This window comes from Izhakiella australiensis, from assembly GCF_002006995.1.
GTDB classification, from domain to species: domain Bacteria; phylum Pseudomonadota; class Gammaproteobacteria; order Enterobacterales; family Enterobacteriaceae; genus Izhakiella; species Izhakiella australiensis.
The window spans coordinates 439,607-459,302 of sequence record NZ_MRUL01000001.1; the positions used below are offsets into that span (position 1 = coordinate 439,607).

General features: G+C 53.6%; 16 protein-coding genes. 7 read left to right on the plus strand and 9 right to left on the minus strand.

Annotated features, from left to right (window positions below):
• Positions 1–8 precede the first annotated feature (8 nt).
• On the plus strand, positions 9–1,013 hold the full coding sequence (locus BTJ39_RS01975; RefSeq protein WP_078000975.1) for an amidohydrolase family protein: 1,005 nt from the start codon (positions 9–11) through the stop codon (positions 1,011–1,013).
• Here the strand turns inward: BTJ39_RS01975 and BTJ39_RS01980 are convergent.
• The 6 genes from BTJ39_RS01980 to BTJ39_RS02005 form a co-directional block, all read right to left on the minus strand.
• Positions 955–2,451: a POT-type proton-dependent oligopeptide transporter gene (locus BTJ39_RS01980; protein ID WP_078000976.1), complete on the minus strand. Its 1,497-nt coding sequence runs from the start codon at positions 2,449–2,451 to the stop codon at positions 955–957. The two genes, BTJ39_RS01975 and BTJ39_RS01980, sit on opposite strands and share 59 nt — an antisense overlap.
• 59 nt (positions 2,452–2,510) lie before the next feature.
• Complete coding sequence (gene cadA / locus BTJ39_RS01985; protein ID WP_078000977.1) at positions 2,511–4,649, minus strand: lysine decarboxylase CadA; 2,139 nt, start codon at positions 4,647–4,649, stop codon at positions 2,511–2,513.
• Between the two features lie 79 nt (positions 4,650–4,728).
• On the minus strand, positions 4,729–6,063 hold the full coding sequence (gene cadB, locus BTJ39_RS01990; protein ID WP_078000978.1) for a cadaverine/lysine antiporter: 1,335 nt from the start codon (positions 6,061–6,063) through the stop codon (positions 4,729–4,731).
• Positions 6,064–6,426: 363 nt separating this feature from the next.
• Positions 6,427–7,953 carry a lysine decarboxylation/transport transcriptional activator CadC gene (cadC, locus tag BTJ39_RS01995; protein ID WP_078000979.1) on the minus strand — a complete coding sequence of 509 codons (1,527 nt, stop codon included), beginning with the start codon at positions 7,951–7,953 and terminating at the stop codon, positions 6,427–6,429.
• A 474-nt stretch (positions 7,954–8,427) separates the two neighbouring features.
• A complete protein-coding gene (locus tag BTJ39_RS02000) occupies positions 8,428–8,757 on the minus strand; it encodes a putative quinol monooxygenase (RefSeq protein ID WP_078000980.1) in 330 nt (109 codons plus the stop codon).
• 32 nt (positions 8,758–8,789) lie between these two features.
• Positions 8,790–9,371 (minus strand): NAD(P)H-dependent oxidoreductase, encoded by a 582-nt coding sequence (locus BTJ39_RS02005; RefSeq protein WP_078000981.1) that lies wholly within the window; start codon positions 9,369–9,371, stop codon positions 8,790–8,792.
• A 148-nt stretch (positions 9,372–9,519) separates the two neighbouring features.
• Between BTJ39_RS02005 and BTJ39_RS02010 the strand changes: the two genes are divergently transcribed.
• The 4 genes from BTJ39_RS02010 to ftsP all read left to right on the plus strand — a co-directional run bounded on the left by BTJ39_RS02010 (position 9,520) and on the right by ftsP (position 15,105).
• Positions 9,520–10,287, plus strand: a complete 768-nt coding sequence (locus BTJ39_RS02010) for a transporter substrate-binding domain-containing protein (protein ID WP_078000982.1) — start codon at positions 9,520–9,522, stop codon at positions 10,285–10,287.
• Positions 10,288–10,416: 129 nt separating this feature from the next.
• A complete protein-coding gene (gene parC, locus BTJ39_RS02015) occupies positions 10,417–12,693 on the plus strand; it encodes a DNA topoisomerase IV subunit A (protein WP_078000983.1) in 2,277 nt (758 codons plus the stop codon).
• Between the two features lie 139 nt (positions 12,694–12,832).
• A complete protein-coding gene (locus tag BTJ39_RS02020; RefSeq protein WP_078001246.1) occupies positions 12,833–13,570 on the plus strand; it encodes a 1-acylglycerol-3-phosphate O-acyltransferase in 738 nt (245 codons plus the stop codon).
• 107 nt (positions 13,571–13,677) lie between these two features.
• Positions 13,678–15,105: a cell division protein FtsP gene (ftsP, locus tag BTJ39_RS02025; protein ID WP_078000984.1), complete on the plus strand. Its 1,428-nt coding sequence runs from the start codon at positions 13,678–13,680 to the stop codon at positions 15,103–15,105.
• 85 nt (positions 15,106–15,190) lie between these two features.
• Here ftsP and BTJ39_RS02030 read toward each other — a convergent pair whose 3' ends face one another.
• On the minus strand, positions 15,191–15,808 hold the full coding sequence (locus BTJ39_RS02030) for an MSMEG_1061 family FMN-dependent PPOX-type flavoprotein (RefSeq protein WP_078000985.1): 618 nt from the start codon (positions 15,806–15,808) through the stop codon (positions 15,191–15,193).
• A 100-nt stretch (positions 15,809–15,908) separates the two neighbouring features.
• Between BTJ39_RS02030 and BTJ39_RS02035 the strand changes: the two genes are divergently transcribed.
• A complete protein-coding gene (locus tag BTJ39_RS02035; RefSeq protein WP_078000986.1) occupies positions 15,909–16,691 on the plus strand; it encodes an AraC family transcriptional regulator in 783 nt (260 codons plus the stop codon).
• Positions 16,692–16,811: 120 nt separating this feature from the next.
• Here the strand turns inward: BTJ39_RS02035 and dkgA are convergent, their stop codons facing one another.
• Positions 16,812–17,636, minus strand: coding sequence for a 2,5-didehydrogluconate reductase DkgA (gene dkgA / locus BTJ39_RS02040; RefSeq protein WP_078000987.1), 825 nt, complete (start codon positions 17,634–17,636; stop codon positions 16,812–16,814).
• Between the two features lie 222 nt (positions 17,637–17,858).
• On the opposite strand from dkgA, the gene BTJ39_RS02045 reads away from it, so the two are divergent.
• Positions 17,859–18,752, plus strand: a complete 894-nt coding sequence (locus BTJ39_RS02045) for an AraC family transcriptional regulator (RefSeq protein WP_078000988.1) — start codon at positions 17,859–17,861, stop codon at positions 18,750–18,752.
• A 96-nt stretch (positions 18,753–18,848) separates the two neighbouring features.
• Here the strand turns inward: BTJ39_RS02045 and BTJ39_RS02050 are convergent, their stop codons facing one another.
• Positions 18,849–19,511 (minus strand): DedA family protein, encoded by a 663-nt coding sequence (locus tag BTJ39_RS02050; protein WP_078000989.1) that lies wholly within the window; start codon positions 19,509–19,511, stop codon positions 18,849–18,851.
• Positions 19,512–19,696: the final 185 nt, after the last annotated feature.

Consider the following 19,696-nt stretch of genomic DNA (forward strand, 5'->3'; position numbering starts at 1 on the left):
AAAGCGCGATGAAAGTGATTGCTATTGAGGAGCATTTCCTCACCGCAGAAACCCAGCGTGCCTGGCAGCAGGCCGGGCTGGATTTAATCGACCCCGGCGTGCGCTCTCATTCGGCGGATATTGATCGTCGGCTGCTGGAACTGGCCGATGAGCGCATTGCGCTGATGGATGAAAGCGGGGTGGATGTGCAGGTGCTGTCGTTGACGACGCCTGCCTTGCACGACCTTGGATCGCAGAGTATTGCTATCGCCCAACGTGCTAATGACGCGATGGCTGAAGCGGCGGCCCGCTATCCCGGTCGTTTTCAGGGGCTGGCGACGCTGGCAGTTTCATCGCCGGAACAGGCCGCGCTGGAGTTCGAGCGCTGCGTTAACACACTCGGCTTTAAAGGCGCCATGCTATGCGGTCGGGTGGGCGATAAGAATCTCGATGCCTCAGAGCTGCTGCCGATTTTTCAGGTAGCGCATAGCCTGGCGGTGCCGCTACTGCTGCATCCGAGAACCCCTGCGCAGCCGGTGCGTGATGCTTACTACGCCGGCTTTAACAGCGAGATCGACGCGGTGTTAGCGTCCTACGGTCTGGGGTGGCATTACGATGCCGGTATGCAGTTTATTCGCCTGTTGCTGGCGGGGCATTTTGACGCCATGCCAGGGCTGCAAATTATTCTCGGCCATTGGGGGGAGGTGGTTCTGTTCTTTTACGAACGACTGACGGCCCTTAACCGGGTTTCCGGACTGGAGCATGAGGTTGCGCACTATTTTCACCATAATCTTTACGTCACCGCCAGCGGCATGTTTCTGCCGCACTATCTGGCGCGCGCCGCCAGTATCGTTGGCGAAGATCGGCTGTTGTTCTCTACCGATTATCCTTACCAGTACCGGCCGGGCGGCGATGCGCGTCGCTTTATCCAACAGTGCGGGCTTGATGAAGAGGGGCAGAGTAAGTTCGCCAGCGCTAACTGGCTGCGCCTGACGCGTTTACCTTCTCCGCCTGCTCTCGCCGCTGCGCCTTAGGGTTGCCGCGTCTGAAACAATAGCGTGCGGCAATGATGACGGCGACGATAGCCACCAGCGCCAGCGACCACAGTCCCATCCGGGAAAAAAAATGTTGATAACCGCTAATGGCGGTCTGATTGGGCTGGGGCGCCATCGCCCGGGTTGCGACCACGCCAGCCAGCCAGTTGGCCAGTGCGCCGGTCGCTAACATATAAATGCCGGTGAGTACCCCAGTGACGCCCTGTATGTCCAGCCTGGTGATGCGGGCCATGGCGATGGGATCGATGAACAGTTCGCTGACGCCCATGATAGACAGCCCGGCGATCATCATGCCCATCGACGCCTGGCCCGATGCCCCGACGTTACGGGCGTTATATGCCAGCAGCATAAATCCGCAGCCCATCAGCAGCAGGCCAAATATAAATTTGATCCATACAGCCGGGCCATTACTCCGGGGGCTGGACGAGCGCATCAGCCATCCGAGCAGTGCGCCAGCAACAATGATGGCGATAGCGTTTACTGACTGAAATAGCGCGGTTGGGATTTCAATACCCAGCCAGCGGCGATTAACGAAGCGGTCGATAAACAGACTAATGGAGCTGCCCCCTTGCTGTGCCAGCACCCAGAACAGCATACCAACCGCCATCAGCGCAACGATCTGCCATAGTTCGCGGCGATGTTCCGGGGCGGAAAGCATCATTTTTACGATCAACAACGCGGCGCCGAGGCTGACCAGCAGCAGCAGATAGCCCGTCAGATGGTATTTCAGCAGGGCCACAAAAAAAAAGGGCGCGCTCAGTAACGCCAGCGTCAGCCATATCCAGCAGGGAAAGACAACGTTGATTGCCCGCAGTCCGGTTTTATTTATCCCGGCGGTATGGCGGAAATGGCGCTGCCCGGTTAAAAAAATCAGCAGGCCGAGTGCCATGCCGATGCCGGCCAGAGTGAAGCCGGGATGCCAGCCATAGCGCTGCGCCACCAGGCCGCATGCAATCGGTGAAATAACCGACCCCAGGTTGCCGGCGGCATACATTAGCGAAAAGCCGCCGTCCCGCCGCCGATCGTCCGGCGTGTAAAGCTCGCCCAGCAGGCAGCTGATATTAGATTTAAATAAGCCGTATCCGCAGATAATGATAGCCAGCGCCAGGTAAAGGCCAGACAGCGAGTCAGGTGCGCAGCCGAGTACGATATGACCCAGGGTCATCATTAGCGCGCCGGAGATGACCGCCATACGGTTGCCGAGAAAGCGGTCTGCCAGCCAGCCGCCAAAGATTGGCGTGACATAAACCAGTGAGGCGTAAGCGCTGAACAGGCTGATGGCGTGGCCGTCATCAAAGCGCAGTTGATGAGTGAGATAGAGGATGAGTAAAGCGCGCATGCCGTAAAAGCTGAAGTATTCCCAGATTTGCAACCCCACGATGTAGTAAATCGCGGGAGGTTGTGAGGGTGTTTTCATGTTAGCTCCTGATTAAAAAAGGGGAAGCTGGCAGGCTTCCCCTTGATTTTTTATCGTTGTTATTCGGCTTTCAGAACCTTAACGGTGTAGCGGCCGTCCGGCTGGCGATAGGCGCCGTGGATATCGGTTTCAAAACCAGGATAGTGCGCACCGATTTCGCACAGCATTTGCAGGAATTCCAGCACCGGGCGACTTTCGTCGGTGATCATTTCGCCTGGCATAACCAGTGGTACTCCCGGCGGGTAGGGCAGGATCATGTTGGCATTGACCCGACCAACCATCTCTTCCATGTAGACCTCTTCAACCTCGCCGTGCAGCTCTTTCTGGAACGCCTTGTAAGGGGTTTCCACCATTGCGGGCAGCACTTCGAATGCTTTATACATCAGGTCCGGCAGATTATGGTGCTCAACCAGTTGGTGAATGCTTTGTGCCAGCTCCTGGATACGCATGTTTTCGTAAAATTCCGGCGCTTCGCTGTACAGCGAAGGCAGCATATTTTTCACCCGCAGATTGAGGTCAAAGGCGCGTTTGAAATCGGTCAGCGCGCGCAGCAGGCTAAGGGCTTTGGTTTTATCAATGCCGATGCTGAACAGGAACAGCAAATTATACGGGCCCGTTTTTTCAACAATAATGCCGTGCTGATCGAGATATTTTGCGACGATGCTGGCCGGAATGCCGAATTCGTCCATGGTGCCATTTTTTCTCATGCCCGGCGTCAGAATGGTGACTTTAATCGGGTCGAGATACATATGCTCATTGTCGATATTCTTAAAGCCGTGCCATGCGCTGTCGGAGCGCAGCGGCCAGCATTCAGGATCGCCAATATGTTCCGGCTGCCAGACGTCGAAGAACCAGCCTTCAGACTCGCCTTTCAGACGTTTAATCTCTTTGCGGAAGCGAATTGCACGCTGAATGGAGCCACTGATCAGACGTTTACCTGAATTGCCCTTCATCATGGCGGCGGCGGTTTCGGTTGACGCGACGATGCCGTAATGGGGGGAGGTTGAGGTATGCATCATGTAGGCTTCATTGAAGGTTTCTTCGCAGAGGTCACCTTTAACATGAATCATTGAAGCCTGGGAAAACGCCGCCAGCAGTTTGTGGGTAGACTGCGTTTCGTAAATCACTTTGCCTTCAACGCGATCGCCACTCATGCCGCATTTGCCAGCATAAATCGGGTGGAAATTGGTATAGGGTACCCAGGCAGAATCAAAGTGTATGGATTTAACATCCAGGGTTTTTTTAATGTAATCGGTGTTGTACAGCAGGCCGTCATAAGTCGAATTGGTGATGACAGCATGTACCGGCCAGGTAGCATTCGGCGTCTGTTTTACCCGTTTGGCGATCGTTGCGTGCTGGAATTCGCTTTGCGGGATGCCGCCGAGAATGCCGTAGGCATTGCGGGTCGGGCGAAAATAAATTGGGGTGACGTCGCTCATCATCATCAGATGGGTCAGCGATTTATGGCAGTTACGGTCGATAAGGATGGTGCTGCCAGCCGGCGCGGAATACATACCGACAATTTTGTTGGCGGTAGAGGTACCGTTGGTCACCATATAGCTGTGTTCAGCGTTGAAAACCCTGGCAATATACTCTTCTGCTTCTTTGTGCGGCCCACTGTGGTCGAGTAACGATCCCAGTTCAGACACTGAAATCGAAATATCCGACTTCATGGTATTCGGGCCAAAGAAGTCATAGAACAGGCTGCCTACCGGGCTTTTCTGGAAGGCGGTGCCACCCATGTGTCCCGGCGTACAGAAGGTATATTTTCCTTCGCGAACATATTTAAACAGCGCCTTAGTCAGCGGCGGCAAAATATTATCAATATATTCGTCAGTGTTTTGTTTTATTTTGGCTGCAATGTCATTAGCCGCACCCAGCGCATACTCAAAAAAGCGTACCTGCATGCGGAGATCGTTAAGGCTGACATCCAGGGGGGAGTAGGTGTTGGCAAAGGCATACAGCGGCATATATTCATTCAGCTCGCTAATATCTTCGCACAGTTCAAGATTATATTTATCCCAGTCGAAAATGACGCCGCACAGGCGGGCATTATTTTCAATTAGTTTCAGTAAATCTTCGCGATCGTTGGGATAAACAATACGAAAATCGAGGCGTTCCAGTGCATTATGCAGTTCACGAATGGGCTCTTCTTTAAAATAAACGCCCATATGATTCATTATAGCGATAACGTTCATAATATTTTCTCCTGGCACAGCGAGCCCCTGCTGTTATCAGCAATGAATAAAACAGGGGCGGTGAAATTCGGGTGATGACTTAAAGTGCGTTAGCCGCAGTGCTATCAGTTTTCTGAGGGGGGTTACCCTTAGGCATTTTGCGGGCATAGAACATCAGGATTATCAGGCTTACGATAAAGGTGCCGGAGAGTTCAAAAGAACCGGCGCCTAACAGGGCGATAAAGCAGAAGCCGCAGCCCAGAACTGAACACAGCAGGCTTACCAGATTGCCGAAGGTGATACCTTCAAAACGAATCAGGTCAACGCAAGAGTAGAAATAAGGCAGCATGGTCAGCAGCACCGCGATGCCGGTCAGCTCGCCAAACAGGTCGGAAGCTTTGCCGCCGCTGGAGTTCATGATGGTGATCAGCGCCATCAACACGGTCATTTTCACCGCCGCCAGCAGCAGGCCTTTTTTCGGAATGCCACGGTCGTCGAGCTCGCCATATACTTTCGGGAAGTTTCCGTCGTTAGCAGCACGCACGCCAGCCTGGCCGACCAGCATCATCCAGGAACCGAGAGAGGTCAGGCAGGCAAACGCGGTAAAGGCAGAGACGATAGGCGCAGCCCATGAGCCGAGCATGGTTGAAGCGCTGTAGGCGAAAGGCGCGCCGGATGCCGCCATTTTTGCCGCCGGATACATGCCGCCAATCACCTGCGTTGCGGCGATATAGACAATACCTGCCAGGCCAGTACCCATCATGGTCGCCAGCGGGACGGTACGTTTAGGGTTGTTGACCATACCGGTACTTACTGCGGCGGATTCGACGCCGACAAAGGCCCACAGGCAAAGCAGAATGCTTTTAACCACTGCGTGGTAATTGGTTGTGGTAGAGGTGTTCCAGTTCGCGCGATAGGTGGCAACGTCAAACCAATGCCAGCCGGCAACGGCCGTCAGGACGACCGGTATCAGCACCAGTACCAGCCCGGTAGTGGTCAGTCGGCTTACCCATCCGCCGCCCAGCATATTGACGAAGGTAAACAGCCAGACGATGGCGATACAGGCGATACCGGCAGGAATCGGACTGTTTAATACCGGGAAGAAGGTGGAAAGATAAGAGACAGCGGTAATGCCAATTGCCAGGTTACCAATCCAGTTAGCGTGGTAATAAAGCACCCCGGTCTGGAAACCAAACGCCGGCGATATTTCACCCGCATAAGCAATAGGGCCACCCTGTTGCGGATTTTTCGTTGCCAGTCTGGCATAAACATAAGCCAGAGACATCGCGCCTAACAGAGAGATAACCCAACCCCAGATAGAAATAGTACCGATGCTGGCAAGGTTTGCAGGTAATAAAGCTATACCGCTCCCCATCATATTACCTGCCACCAGTCCGGTGCAGGCAATAAGCCCGATTTTTTTAGCAGAACTCATATTATTACCCTCAACATTATTTCTTGTGCGGTCGAATTTTTATGTTCAGCGATTCAGATCCGACCAGATGGCAAAAGAGTAAAGTTTGGGCTGAGAAAAGTCCTAAAGATAAAGTTAATTTAAGGAAAGTAAGTTATAAAGGCGTTTGTTGAGAAGTTTATATGGCAGGTAAAGAATTGGTATTGAGGTCAAATAAAGATAAATATTATTACTATTCAATAGCTTGTAATCATCTCTTGTGTTTAAAAATTGTTATATAAGTGTTTTAAAAATGAATTTATTTTAACGAATGTCATTTTTAATATTCATTTATTTAACTCGCCAGGGGGCGGGCGAGTTTATATTAATTTTACGGAGGTATATTTATTTGACATTAAATCTCATCAAATAGGGTGCTACCTGTTGAATGGATGTCTGGAATACGCTGTTTTCAATCCAGTTGAGCGTGTTGGCGCCCGGGCGAAGATTAAAGGCGGTGAGATAAGCATCCGCTGCCTGACGGTTATCGCCTTTCATTTCGTATACTTTGCCAAGCAGTACATAATTAAGCCATGACATTTGCTGACCAATTCCCAGCTTAATCATTGCATAGGCATCGTTGATCTTTCCATGCTCAAGATAATCGATGGTCTTAATCTGATAATAAATGGCGCTGCCCTTAATCTGCGGCATTTCGGTTGCCTGATTGACTTCATTTTGCAGCCCGCTGTCCTGGCCATCCTCACCCGGCTGCTGCGAATAGCGCAGGGTATCTATCAGCGCTTTTTCCGCATAGGCCCAGGCATAATCAGGCCACTGCTTCATTATCTCCGCCAGAATATCGCTGGCCTGAGACAGGGAATCGGCATCGCCTTTAAGTAATAACTGATGCGCCGTATAAAAGCGCGCCAGCGCCGGGCCCTGCTGCGGCAGGTAAGCGTCCAGCATTTTTTGCATTGCCGCAGGCAAAGGCTGCGCCAGCGCCGTCAACAGGCTGTTAAGCAGGTCTTTTAATATCGACAGTTGGTTATCGCTGGTAATGAAATAGCGCTTATCCAGCATCACGGTCGCATCGCCGTTATCGATCAGTTTTACCGACATAAAACATTGCTGGGAGCGGTAATGGCGCTGGTTAACAAACTCAATTGTCAGCGTTTTTCCCGAGGGGCCGGGTTCATCAACGTTGTAGTTGGTTTTGTCATGTACTAAAAAAGTGGAGTAGGTATTTAATGAGGTGGCAATCAGATCGCCAATGCCGACGGCATAGGGATATTGCAGCGATCGGTTATTACAGGAGTTGCCGTTGAGCAGGCGGATATCGATGTCGCGCGGGTTTAGCATCAACATCATTTTCACCTGCGGCGGGCGGGAAGTCATGCTGGAGAGCGCTACCAGCATGACGCAGCTGACCAGTGAAATGATAAACAGCGCCCAGACCAGGGTAGTGGCGACTCTTTTGCGCGCACCCGCCGCCGTAACCGGCGCGGCCGGGATGATGGCGGCCGCAGGCGCCGCCGTTACGTTTTCCACCGGCGGGGTGCTATCCACAAGCTCGGGTAAATCGATGGCCGTCGGGGGAGTTTCATCGGCGCACCAGATTACCGGCGCCACCAGCTTATAGCCGCGTTTAGGCACGGTAATAATGTATTCGAAGCTATCTTCATCGCCATCTTTCAGAGACTTACGTAGCTCTGAAATGCTTTGCGTTACCACATGATTGGTAACGATGTTGCGCGTCCAGACGTTGTCGATCAGCTCATCCCTGCTCAGCACTTCATCAGGGTGGCGGGCAAAGAAAACCAGCAGATCTATCAGGCGTGGTTCCAGCGTAACCAGGCGGTCAGAGTGACTAAGCTGGTTAACTGACGGTGTCACCAGCCATTTGCCAACGCGCACTACGGGTTGCTGCATTTTTAAGAAAACCTGCACAAAACTAATAAAGTGCTAATACTAACACACTTCTGCGAAATGTTATTTTGCTGCGGGCGAAATTAATGGCGCTTATACCCACAGGCTGTCAGTCCCGTCAACTAATGCCGGACTAAGAACGCGATGACTGGGCATTATATGGACAGAACTATCTGACATTTAACAAAATGAATCTATTTCACCGGCTGCGCAGGTTTCATCCAGACGACTTCTTGTTGCGTCGTTATATTTTTTAATGAGGGTAAACGTAACAAATGGCCTCGGTACTAACCAGAGGTAATTCCGGCAGAAAGCGCAGAAATGTTATTGATAATGAGTATCTATTGTTGCGTAATAAAGTCGAATATAGCCCTGCTAAGGGCAGCTATATATTGATTAGCAGGGTGATTATATAAGGTTAAATTAAATACTCTGAGGGAGGCTAGCGCCGTCCCTGCGGTCAGTATTTAGCTCCCGTCAGGGAGCTACGTTGTGCTGGCCGTTGACCGGCTGTAATACGAAAATCTTAACGTCCGACACATCATCTTTGATATTAGCGCGGTGGGCTTCCATATGCGGCGCCTGCTGGTGTTTTTCCAGATGGCGCAGCGATTCCCAGTGCTCCAGCATAAAAATTGAGTCAGGCGAATGCTGTTTCCAGGGTACGGAAGAAACATAGTCCACCAGCATCTGGTAAGTGCCACAGCCTTCTTCATCCAGTACCGTCGGCGTAATACGTTCTATGGCCTGGATAACTTGCTCGCGGTGGCCGGGGCGTACGCAAATTTCTGCAATGACGGTCAACATGGCTAATCCTCTGGTTAGGCGTCCGTTTTTATTTAAGCAAAGATCTGGTTGAGATGAGTCTGATAGTTGTCTATGTCGCGTGCGATATCCGGCTGCTTGATGACATCGTTACAGATAAATGTCGGCAGGGCTTCCATGCCAAGGAACTGGTTGGCCTTATGAAAGTGCAGATAAACGCCGTCAACGCCGACGCCTTCAAAAAACTGCTGCGGGTCGTTAAAGGCTTCAAGCGGCGCGTTCCAGGTTAGCGACAGCATATATTTTTTGCCTTGCAGCAGGCCGCCGGAACCGTACTTTTTGCCGGCATCGGACCGGGTGCGCCCGTCGCTGGCGTACAGCTTGCCGTGACCTTCGGTAAACACTTCATCAATATATTTCTTCAGGATCCAGGGTTCACCCATCCACCAGCCGGGCATTTGATAAATAATCGTATCGGCTGCGAGGTATTTTTCAATTTCCTGCTGAATATCATAGCCTTCATCGACGGTCGTCACGACGACATGGTGCCCGCATTCACACAGTTTATCGGCGGCAACGGCGGTCAACGTGTGGTTTAACTCGCCTTTGGAATGGTGGAAGCTTTTGCCAGCATCGATAATAAGAATATTGCTCATGGTTATGCTCCTTAAAAACAGTGCCAGCAGTGTAGCCTGATTGTTTATCGCTAAAAATGTGCAATCGATCACAAGACTTTTGCTAGCTGAGCAACAATGAATATAAACAGGTTACTGTTTTGCCTCCTGAATATGACAGAGCACAATAATGAAAATACATTTCAGCCTGCTGGCGCTCACGCTGTTCGCCGGCGCTGCCAGCGCAGCATCGCATTTAGACAGCGTGCGAGAAAGTAAAACGCTTAACGTCTGTACCACCGGTGATTACAAACCTTACAGCCTGAAAAAGTCCGATGGTCGCTATGAAGGCATTGATATCAGCATGGCGCGCTCGTTAGCCGACAGCCTTGGCGCCAAAGTAAACTGGGTGCCAACCACCTGGAAAACCCTGATGACGGATTTTCTGGCGCAAAAATGCGATATCGCGATGGGTGGCATTTCCGTCACGCTGAAGCGCCAGCAGCAGGCATGGTTTGCTGAGCGCCTGGGCATTGATGGCAAAATTCCGCTGGTGCGCTGCGCCGACAAAGCAAAATATCAAACCATTGAGCAGCTCAACCAACCCGCAGTGCGCCTGATTGAACCGGCTGGCGGCACCAACGAAGCCTTTGTGCATACTCATCTGCCGCGTGCGGCTCTGACCCTGTTTCATGACAATGTGACCATCTTCCAGCAGCTGGTCGATAACAAGGCCGATGTGATGATCACTGATGCCTCCGAAGCGCAGTACCAGATGAAGTTCTATCCACAGCTTTGCGCGCTGAATCCACAAAAACCGCTGCAGTATGGGGAAAAAGCCTGGATGCTGCCGCGCGACGACATGAGCTGGAAACTGTACGTCGACCAGTGGCTGCATTTAAGTAAAGCGACCGGTGAGTATCAGGCCATCCTCAGCCAGTGGATCGCCGCGCGCTGACCGGCAAACATGGCAGCGATGGCGGTTGCCGCTGCGGGTAGTTTGTGACTCAGCGCGTGAGATAAGGTACTATCCCCGGCAAAGCTGCCAGCGTCGCGCAACCTGCGTTCTGCCGAGGATAAAACAGTAATGAGTGAATTGACGCATGACGGGGGAGAGCGTCTTGCCCTGCATAAGTTTACCGAAAAGGCGTATCTGGATTATTCCATGTACGTCATTATGGACAGGGCACTTCCCTACATTGGCGACGGGCTAAAGCCGGTTCAACGGCGTATTGTATATGCCATGTCCGAGCTGGGGCTTAGCGCCAGCGCAAAATTTAAAAAATCCGCACGTACCGTCGGTGATGTGCTGGGTAAATATCATCCACACGGTGACAGCGCCTGCTATGAAGCCATGGTGCTGATGGCCCAGCCCTTTTCCTATCGCTATCCGCTGGTGGATGGCCAGGGGAACTGGGGCGCGCCCGACGATCCCAAATCCTTTGCGGCGATGCGCTATACCGAATCGCGACTGTCAAAATATGCCGAAGTGCTGCTGGGGGAATTGGGCCAGGGCACGGTGGATTACATTCCTAACTTTGACGGCACCATGGATGAGCCGAAAATGCTGCCGGCGCGGTTGCCCAATATTTTGCTGAACGGCACCACCGGCATTGCGGTGGGAATGGCTACCGATATACCGCCGCACAATCTGCGCGAAGTGGCTGCCGCCACCATCAAGCTTATCGACAGCCCGAAGACCAGCCTTGATGAGCTGCTGGATATCGTCCACGGTCCTGACTTCCCGACCGATGCGGAAATTATCACCCCGCGCGATGAGATCCGTAAGATCTATCAGAATGGCCGTGGCTCAGTGCGCCAGCGCGCGATATGGAAAAAAGAAGATGGCGCGGTGGTGATCACCGCGCTGCCGCACCAGGTTTCCGGTGCGCGCGTACTGGAGCAGATTGCCAGCCAGATGCGCAATAAAAAGTTGCCGATGGTAGAGGATCTGCGTGACGAATCCGACCATGAAAACCCGACGCGGCTGGTGTTGGTGCCGCGCTCTAATCGGGTCGACATGGACCCGGTGATGAACCATTTATTCGCCACCACCGATCTGGAAAAAAGCTATCGCGTTAACCTGAATATGATCGGGCTGGATAATCGTCCATCGGTGAAAAACCTGCTGGAGATTTTAAGCGAATGGCTGGTATTTCGCCGCGATACGGTGCGTCGGCGCCTGAATTATCGCCTGGATAAAGTGCTGCGTCGTCTGCACATCCTTGAAGGTTTGCTGGTCGCCTTCCTCAATATTGATGAGGTGATCCACATCATCCGTACTGAGGATGAACCCAAACCGGAGCTGATGTCGCGCTTTGCTATTTCAGAAACTCAGGCTGAAGCCATCCTTGAGCTAAAACTGCGCCATCTGGCTAAGCTCGAAGAGATGAAAATCCGCGGCGAGCAGGCGGAGCTGGAAAAAGAGCGTGACAGCATTCAGGCGATTCTGGCATCTGAGCGCAAAATGAACAGCCTGCTAAAAAAAGAGCTGCAGGCAGATAGCGACAAATATGGCGACGATCGTCGTTCTCCGCTGCAGGAGCGGGCTGAAGCGAAAGCGATTAGCGAAACTGATCTGGTGCCTTCCGAGCCGGTGACGATCGTGCTGTCGCAGATGGGCTGGGTGCGGAGCGCTAAAGGTCACGATATCGATCCGCAGGGATTAAGCTACAAAGCCGGCGATAGCTTCCGCGCTGCCGCCCGGGGTAAAACCAATCAGCCCGTGGTGTTTATCGACTCCACCGGGCGCAGCTACGCGCTCGATCCGCTCACCTTGCCTTCGGCACGCGGTCAGGGTGAACCGCTAACCGGCAAGCTGACGCCGCCGCCCGGCGCCATTGTCGAGCAGGTGTTAATGGAAGCCGATGAGCAGAAGCTGCTGATGGCCTCCGATGCGGGCTACGGCTTTGTTTGTACCTTCAGCGACCTGATCTCGCGCAATCGCGCCGGCAAAACCTTGCTGAGCCTGCCGCAGAATGCGAAAGTAATGCCGCCTGCTGCCATCGTCAGCGATGAAATTATGCTGCTGGCAATTACTAAAGCGGGCCGCATGCTCACTTTCCCGGTAAGCGATCTGCCGCAGCTGGCGAAGGGTAAAGGCAACAAAATCATCTCCATCCCTTCCGCCCAGGTGGCTTCAGGTGAAGACGGTCTTGCCTGGCTGCTGCTGCTGACGCCGCACAGCGCCATTACCTTGCATGTTGGTAAGCGCAAACTGACGCTGAAAGCGGATGACCTGGCGAAGTTCCGTGCTGAGCGGGGCCGCCGTGGTACGCTGTTACCGCGTGGTTTACAGCGCATCGATCGGGTTGATGTTGACGATCCGAAACGCACTGTCGAACCGGCCGGGGACGATGCCTGAAAAACCATTCAGCCGGGTAGGCGCGATCTGATACCCGGCTGACTGACAGCGCAGCGTTTTTAGTCTGAAGCCGTTATAATATCAGGCGAGTCTGCCCGAATTCTGGCGCCTTCAGGAAGTCATGATCATTGAGGTTGGAATGCTCGCACTTTTTCGTATCATCATCGTGGTTATTTATTCCATTCTGGTTTGTGTATTTGGCTGCATCTGGTGTTTATTCCGGCCCAGGCATCCAAACCATGTGGCGCGTTTTGGCCACATGTTCGGCCGCCTTTCGCCGCTGTTCGGCGTGAAGGTTGAAATGCGTTTACCTCCGGGGGCCGGTAATTTTCCCAATGCTATTTATATCGCTAATCATCAAAATAATTACGATATGATAACCGCTGCGAATATCGTTCAGCCGAATACCGTTACCGTGGGCAAAAAAAGTCTGCTGTGGATCCCTTTTTTCGGTCTGCTTTACTGGCTGACGGGTAATTTGTTAATTGATCGTAATAATCGCGCTAAAGCACATGGTACTATCGGGCTGGTAGTCGATCAGTTCAAAAAGAAAACGATTTCCTTTTGGATGTTTCCGGAAGGCACCCGCAGCAGAGGACGAGGTCTTTTACCTTTTAAAACCGGCGCTTTTCATGCCGCTATTGCTGCTGGAGTTCCAATTATTCCCGTGGTGGTTTCCAATACTCACGGGAAAATAAAACTTAATCGGCGTAACAATGGCCTGGTCATTGTTGAGATGATGCCGCTGGTCGATATCTCTGCTTTTGAAAAAGAGTCGGTGCGTAAACTGGCGACCCATTGCCGTGAGCTGATGTCCGCCAAACTGGACGCGCTGAACGCAGAAGTCGCAGAGCGCGAGGCCAGCGGTAATATTTAACCGGCGGCCAGCCGGTTTTTCGCAGAAACACATAGCGCACAGCACAGCCTTAACACCATAACAAAATGGAAGCGATGCTTACGGCGTCGCTGCAGCACGGAGTATGTATGTCCCTTAGTCGACGTCGGTTTATTCAGGCATCTGGCCTGGCGCTTTGTGCGTCGGCGCTGCCTTTTACCTCGCGGGCCAGCGGCGGCGGTAATCCGTTACCCGTTCCGCCACTGATTGAATCACGTCGCGGGCAACCGATATTCCTGACGTTGCAACGTAGCCACTGGTCTTTTTCCGGTCGAAACGGTAATAAAGCCATGGTCTGGGGGGTTAACGGCCAGTATCTTGGGCCGACGGTGCGTGTCTGGCGCGGTGACGATGTCAAGCTTATCTGGAGCAACCGCCTGCCGGAGCCGGTGGCGATGAGCGTCAGCGGGCTGCAGGTTCCCGGCGCTCTGATGGGGGGCGCGCCGCGCCAGATGTCTACCGGCGCCGACTGGGCGCCGGTCATTCCAATCGATCAGCCCGCAGCGACCTGTTGGTATCATGCAACGACGCCTAACCGTATGGCGCCCCACGTTTATAACGGCCTGGCGGGCATGTGGCTGATTGAAGATGAGATGAGCAAATCTCTGCCGCTGCCAAACCATTATGGCGTTGACGATTTTCCGCTGATTATTCAGGACAAACGGCTTGATAGCTTCGGTTCGCCGGTATATGACCCGCCGTCCAACGGCGGTTTTATTGGCGATACGCTGCTGGTTAATGGCATACAAAACCCCTATGTTGACGTGTCCCGCGGCTGGGTGCGTTTGCGCCTGCTGAATGCTTCCAACAGCAGACGCTTTGAACTCAGAATGAGCGACAGCCGACCCTTTAACGTTATTACCAGCGATCAGGGCTATCTGCCGGCGCCGGTTAGCGTGCAGCAGCTGCCGCTGGCGCCGGGTGAACGGCGAGACATTCTGGTTGATATGACTCAGGGAGATGAGGTTTCAATTACCGCCGGTGAAGCGGCGGGTTTGATGGAGCGCCTGCGCGGCTTTTTTCAGCCCTCGACGACGCTGGCTAATACAGTGGTTCTGACGCTGCGTCCAACCGGATTACTGCCGCTGGTCACCAGTAATTTACCGATGCGCTTGCAGACCGATCAGCTGGTGGACGGCGCGGTTAGCCGTACTCGCGAGTTTCGCCTCGGCGACAGCCAGCCGGGGATAAACGGCTCGCTGTGGGATATGCGTCGCATTGATGTTCAGGCGCAGCAGGGCAGTTTCGAACGCTGGATTATACATGCGGATATGCCGCAATCCTTCCATATTCAGGGCGTAAAATTTCTGATTAAAAGCGTTAATGGCGCTTCGACCCTGACCGAGGATCGCGGCTGGAAGGATACCGTGTGGGTGGATGGTGAAGTGGAACTGCTGGTCTCTTTCGCCGAGTCTTCATCCGAACACTTCCCCTTTACCTATTACAGCCAGACCCTGGAAATGGCGGATCGCGGCACGGCGGGGCAGCTGCTGGTGGTGCCGACTCCGACGCTCTAAAATCCGGGGGGATCCCGTCCGATGATTGCGTGACGATGCGGCGCCGGCTCCCCTGCCGGCGCTTAGACGAAAACGGCGTCGTGATTCAACCGTACAGATCGTTTCGCACCGCATGCTGATACTGCTCATCTACCGCTTTGGCGACGCTGGCATCCTGTCTGGTCATTGCTGCCATAATCTGGCCGGGCGTCGGCAGACTTTTAGCGTTCAGCTGTGATTCCGCTTGCCATAATTTTGCCCGGTTAAGCGCCTTACCGCAGTGAAAAAGCACTTCATCAATGGTTACCACAATTGCGCTTTTGGCTATTTTGTCTCCCTCTGCCAGGCGGCTACAGAGATCGCGATTATCGCTAATATAGCCGTGTCCGTTAATCCTCATGAAAACCTCAAGTCCCGGAAAAATAAACAGCATGCCGATGCGGTTATCCTGCGTCAGGTTGCGCATTGACTCAATGCGGTTATTCCCCGGCCAGTCGGCGAAGGCAATGGTTTTGCTGTCCAGCACCTTAACAAAGCCCGGCGGGCCGCCGCGTGGCGATGCATCAAGACCCGCGTCCCGGCCGGTTGCCAGGCAAAAGAAAGTGGCCTTTGCCAGATATTGCTCATGAAATGACAGCAGCTCTGGCATGACCGCCTGTTGAATGCGCTCTGACGGCGGCGAATAGAGCCGCGCAAGATCGGTTTCGTTCAGTTTTTCCGGCATTATATTCCTCCGACGGCGCGGCAGTATCGACTGCGTCACTATATGCCCTCTCACCTGGCCGTGCTAAGTTAAATACGCCAATCAATTGCGAGTTGCCGCCATGCATGAAGATAAATTTGCCATTGCCATGGGCGATAGCAGTGAACCCATCATTGTTTCTATCTACGATACCCGCGCTGAATACCGCGAATTAGGGCGCCATAGTCACCCTCGCGGACAGCTTTGCGGGCTACGCTCCGGGCTACTGACCATTGGTACCGATGACGGTTCCTGGGTGGTGCCCGCCGACGTTGCGGTGTGGATCCCGCCGCACCACGGCCATTATGGCTGGACCCACGGCGCGGTCGATGGCTGGAGCTGTTATGTCAGCGAGGCCGCCTGCGCTGAGCTGCCGCAAAAACCCTGTGCAATCAATGCATCGGGCCTGCTGCGTGAAGCGATCATCTACGCGTCAGCCTGGCAGGGGACAGCGCTGGATCCGCAACAGCAGCGTATTGCCAGGGTAATCCTGGACCAGCTGCACGCGGCGCCGGTTGAACCCTTTAGTCTGCCGATGCCGCGCGACCCACGGCTGGCGATCATCGCGCGCGCTCTGCTGGACGATCCAGGGGATCGGCGGAGTATCGATCAGTGGGCTGGCAAGGTGGGGATATCGGAAAGAACGCTGAGCCGGCGTTTTGTTGCCGAAACGGGTCTGACCTGGAGCGACTGGCGACAGCGGGCGCGTTTAATTCGGGCGCTTGAACGGCTGGCGGACGGCGTGGCTGTTACCACCGTGGCACTCGATTTAGGCTATAACAGCGTCAGCGCTTTTATCACGCTGTTTAAGCGGGTGTTTGGCGTAACGCCGACGAAATATTTTAACCAGGAAAATGCGGGCTAAGCAGGCAGAAATCTGTCACGGCGGCGCGATGCGGGCAGCGTATTCAGACGCCAGCAGCGCAAACCGGCGAGGGAAGATCAAAAAAAGGATCGCCGTACTGCGGCGATCCCTGGTGTATTTTCAGTCTAATTCGTCCGGGTTGGGCCCCAGGCGGTTGCCGCTGTCGAGGGCGGCAATATCGCTGATTTCCGGTTTTTCCAGGCGGAAATCGAACACGGCGAAGTTCTCTTCAATACGCGCCGGGGTGACGGATTTAGGTATCACCACCAGGCCGCTGTCGAGGTGCCAGCGGATAACGATTTGCGCGGGCGTTTTATCATATTTTTTCGCCAGATCTTTAATCACCTGCTGATCGAACACGCCCTTGCCGCCTTGCGCCAGCGGGCTCCAGGATTCGGTCTGGATTTGGTGCATCGCATTCCATGCATGCAGGGTGCGCTGCTGTAACATCGGATGCAGCTCAATCTGGTTTACCACGGGCGTCACGCCGGTTTCATCAATCAGGCGTTTGAGGTGGGTTTCATGGAAGTTGCAAACGCCAATGCTTTTCGTCAGACCCTGCTTTTGTAAGTCGATTATCTGTTTCCATGCCTCGACGTAATTGTCTTTACCGGGGCAGGGCCAGTGCATCAGATAAAGATCAACCTGTTCAAGCTGAAGCTTTTTCAGGCTGGTTTCCATCGCGGCGCGGGCGTTCAGCTGGTCGTCATTCCACAGTTTGGTGGTAACGAAAATTTCTTCGCGCGGCAAGTCGGTTTGCTGTAGCGCCTGGCCAATACCTTCCTCGTTCTTATAGATAGCGGCGGTATCAATTGAACGGTAGCCCACTTCCAGCGCTTTGAGCGCCGCATTTTTGGCCTCCTCAATGCTGGCCTGCCAGACGCCCAGTCCAAGCTGCGGCATCATGGTGCCATCACGCAGTTTGATAATCGGTTGTTCTGCCATTTTCACTCCTTTATCTGTGGTCAGGTCGACGCTGTGCGTCGGGTAATACCTGCATTAAGTCTAGCCGGGAAATAGACTGCCGTTGGAAGAACTTTAGTTTGCTTCGCTGTTCAGCATCCCTCAACGGCTGATTCTGCTGTAATCTTGCCCAATCCTGCTTAAGGCTGGAGAATTGGCCTGCTTCAGGGCATGATATGTTCATAACGGCACAAAGGAATAACCATGAACAGAGAAGCAATTTGCGATCGGCTGGCGCAGCAGGTCATCACGCTGATGACAACGTGTAAACACTCGCAGGCTTCCGTGCCGGACGTGACGCTTATTTTCGCCGATCGCCCCTGCGCACGCACGCCGGTGATGTACCAGCAGGGGATTGTCATCCTGTTTAGCGGACGTAAAACGGGCTATCTTGGCGATACAGTATTTCATTATGATCCAACGCGTTATCTGATGCTGACGGTACCGCTGCCGTTTGAGTGCGAAACGTTCGCTACCTCTGAGGAGCCGCTGGCGGGCATCGTTCTGCGGGTTAATAGCCTGAAACTGCAGGACTTGCTGATGGACATCGGCGATGACAGCAGCTTTCAGCCGCAGCCGACCTCGAGCGGCATTCATTCCGCCGATCTGACTGAGGAGATGCTGTGCGCGGCGGAGCGCCTGCTGGATGTGATGTGCGATCCCCGTGATGCAAGGGTGCTGGGGCCGCAGCTGGTGCGGGAAATCCTTTACTATGTGCTGCTTGGTCCCTGCGGCGGCGCGTTGCTGGCGATGGTCAGCCGTCAGACCCAGTTCAGTCAGATTGCGCGCGCGCTGCGCCGTATTGAAAGCCACTATGCCGATAGCCTCAGTATCGAGCTTCTGGCTTCAGAGGTTAATATGAGCGTTTCGGCGTTTCATCATAACTTTAAAGCCGTCACCAGCACTTCGCCGTTGCAGTATCTGAAAAGCTATCGCCTGCATCAGGCGCGGACGTTAATGCTGCATGAAGGGCTGAAAGCCAGCGCGGCGGCAATGCGGGTGGGTTATGAAAGTGCCTCGCAGTTTTCCCGCGAGTTCAAGCGCTATTTTGGCGTGACGCCCGGCGAAGAGATGCTGCGAGTGCGGCAGGCTGTATAAAGATTGGCGGATAGATAACATTTCAGCAAGCTGGCGCTCGCTCTGGCTTTTGCGCTCCTGAAGTCAGCGGGAAGCAGAGCAGCTTCCCGCAAGTGTTCAGGGTTCAGCGCGTTTTTTTCGTTTAATTATCATGGCAATGCTGCCGAATAAGCCCACGCACAGCAGCACAATCGGGATTACCATCAGGATCGCCATCACCTGATCTTCGTGGCGTTTGATAAACGGAACCTGGCTGATGGCATAGCCCAGCGCAATAACAATTCCAACCCAAAGCACCCCGCTCAGCCAGTTAAATAGCTGGAAGCGGCCATTTTTAAGGCCGGAAATGCCGGCAAGGGTGGGCAGTAGCGTGCGGACAAAAGCCAAAAAGCGGCCGACCAGCAGCGCCATCAGGCCATGCCGGTGAAACAGGCTCCATGCGCGTTGGTGATACTGCGCCGGCAGGTGCAGCAGCCAGCTTTTCACCAGGCGGGTATTGCCCAGCCATCGCCCTTGCAGGTAGCCAAGCCAGCAGCCGAGGCTGGCGGCGGTCGTCAGGATGACCATCGTCGGCACAAATTCCATCACGCCTTTGGATATCATTGCGCCAGCCAGCAAAAGCAGGCTGTCGCCGGGTAAAAAAGCAGCGGGCAGCAACCCATTTTCCAGGAATAGCACGACAAACATGATGCCATAAACTACCCATAGCACTTCTGGATTGCTGAGCGCGGCAAAGTCCTGATGCCACATTGCCCGCACAATCTCATGCATTACACTCATTTTTTATCCTGATTAACTGCATTAAACCCTGATACGCTCCGGGCTACGGCTCAAGCCAGCAGGGCAGATAATACCATTTTTACAACAACTCTGCTGACGCCAGGCGCACTCCTTTAGCCTGCTATCGGTGCGTTGAGCTGCCGTTTAGTTTTTATTTCCCCAGTCTATATCCGGTTATATCGGCA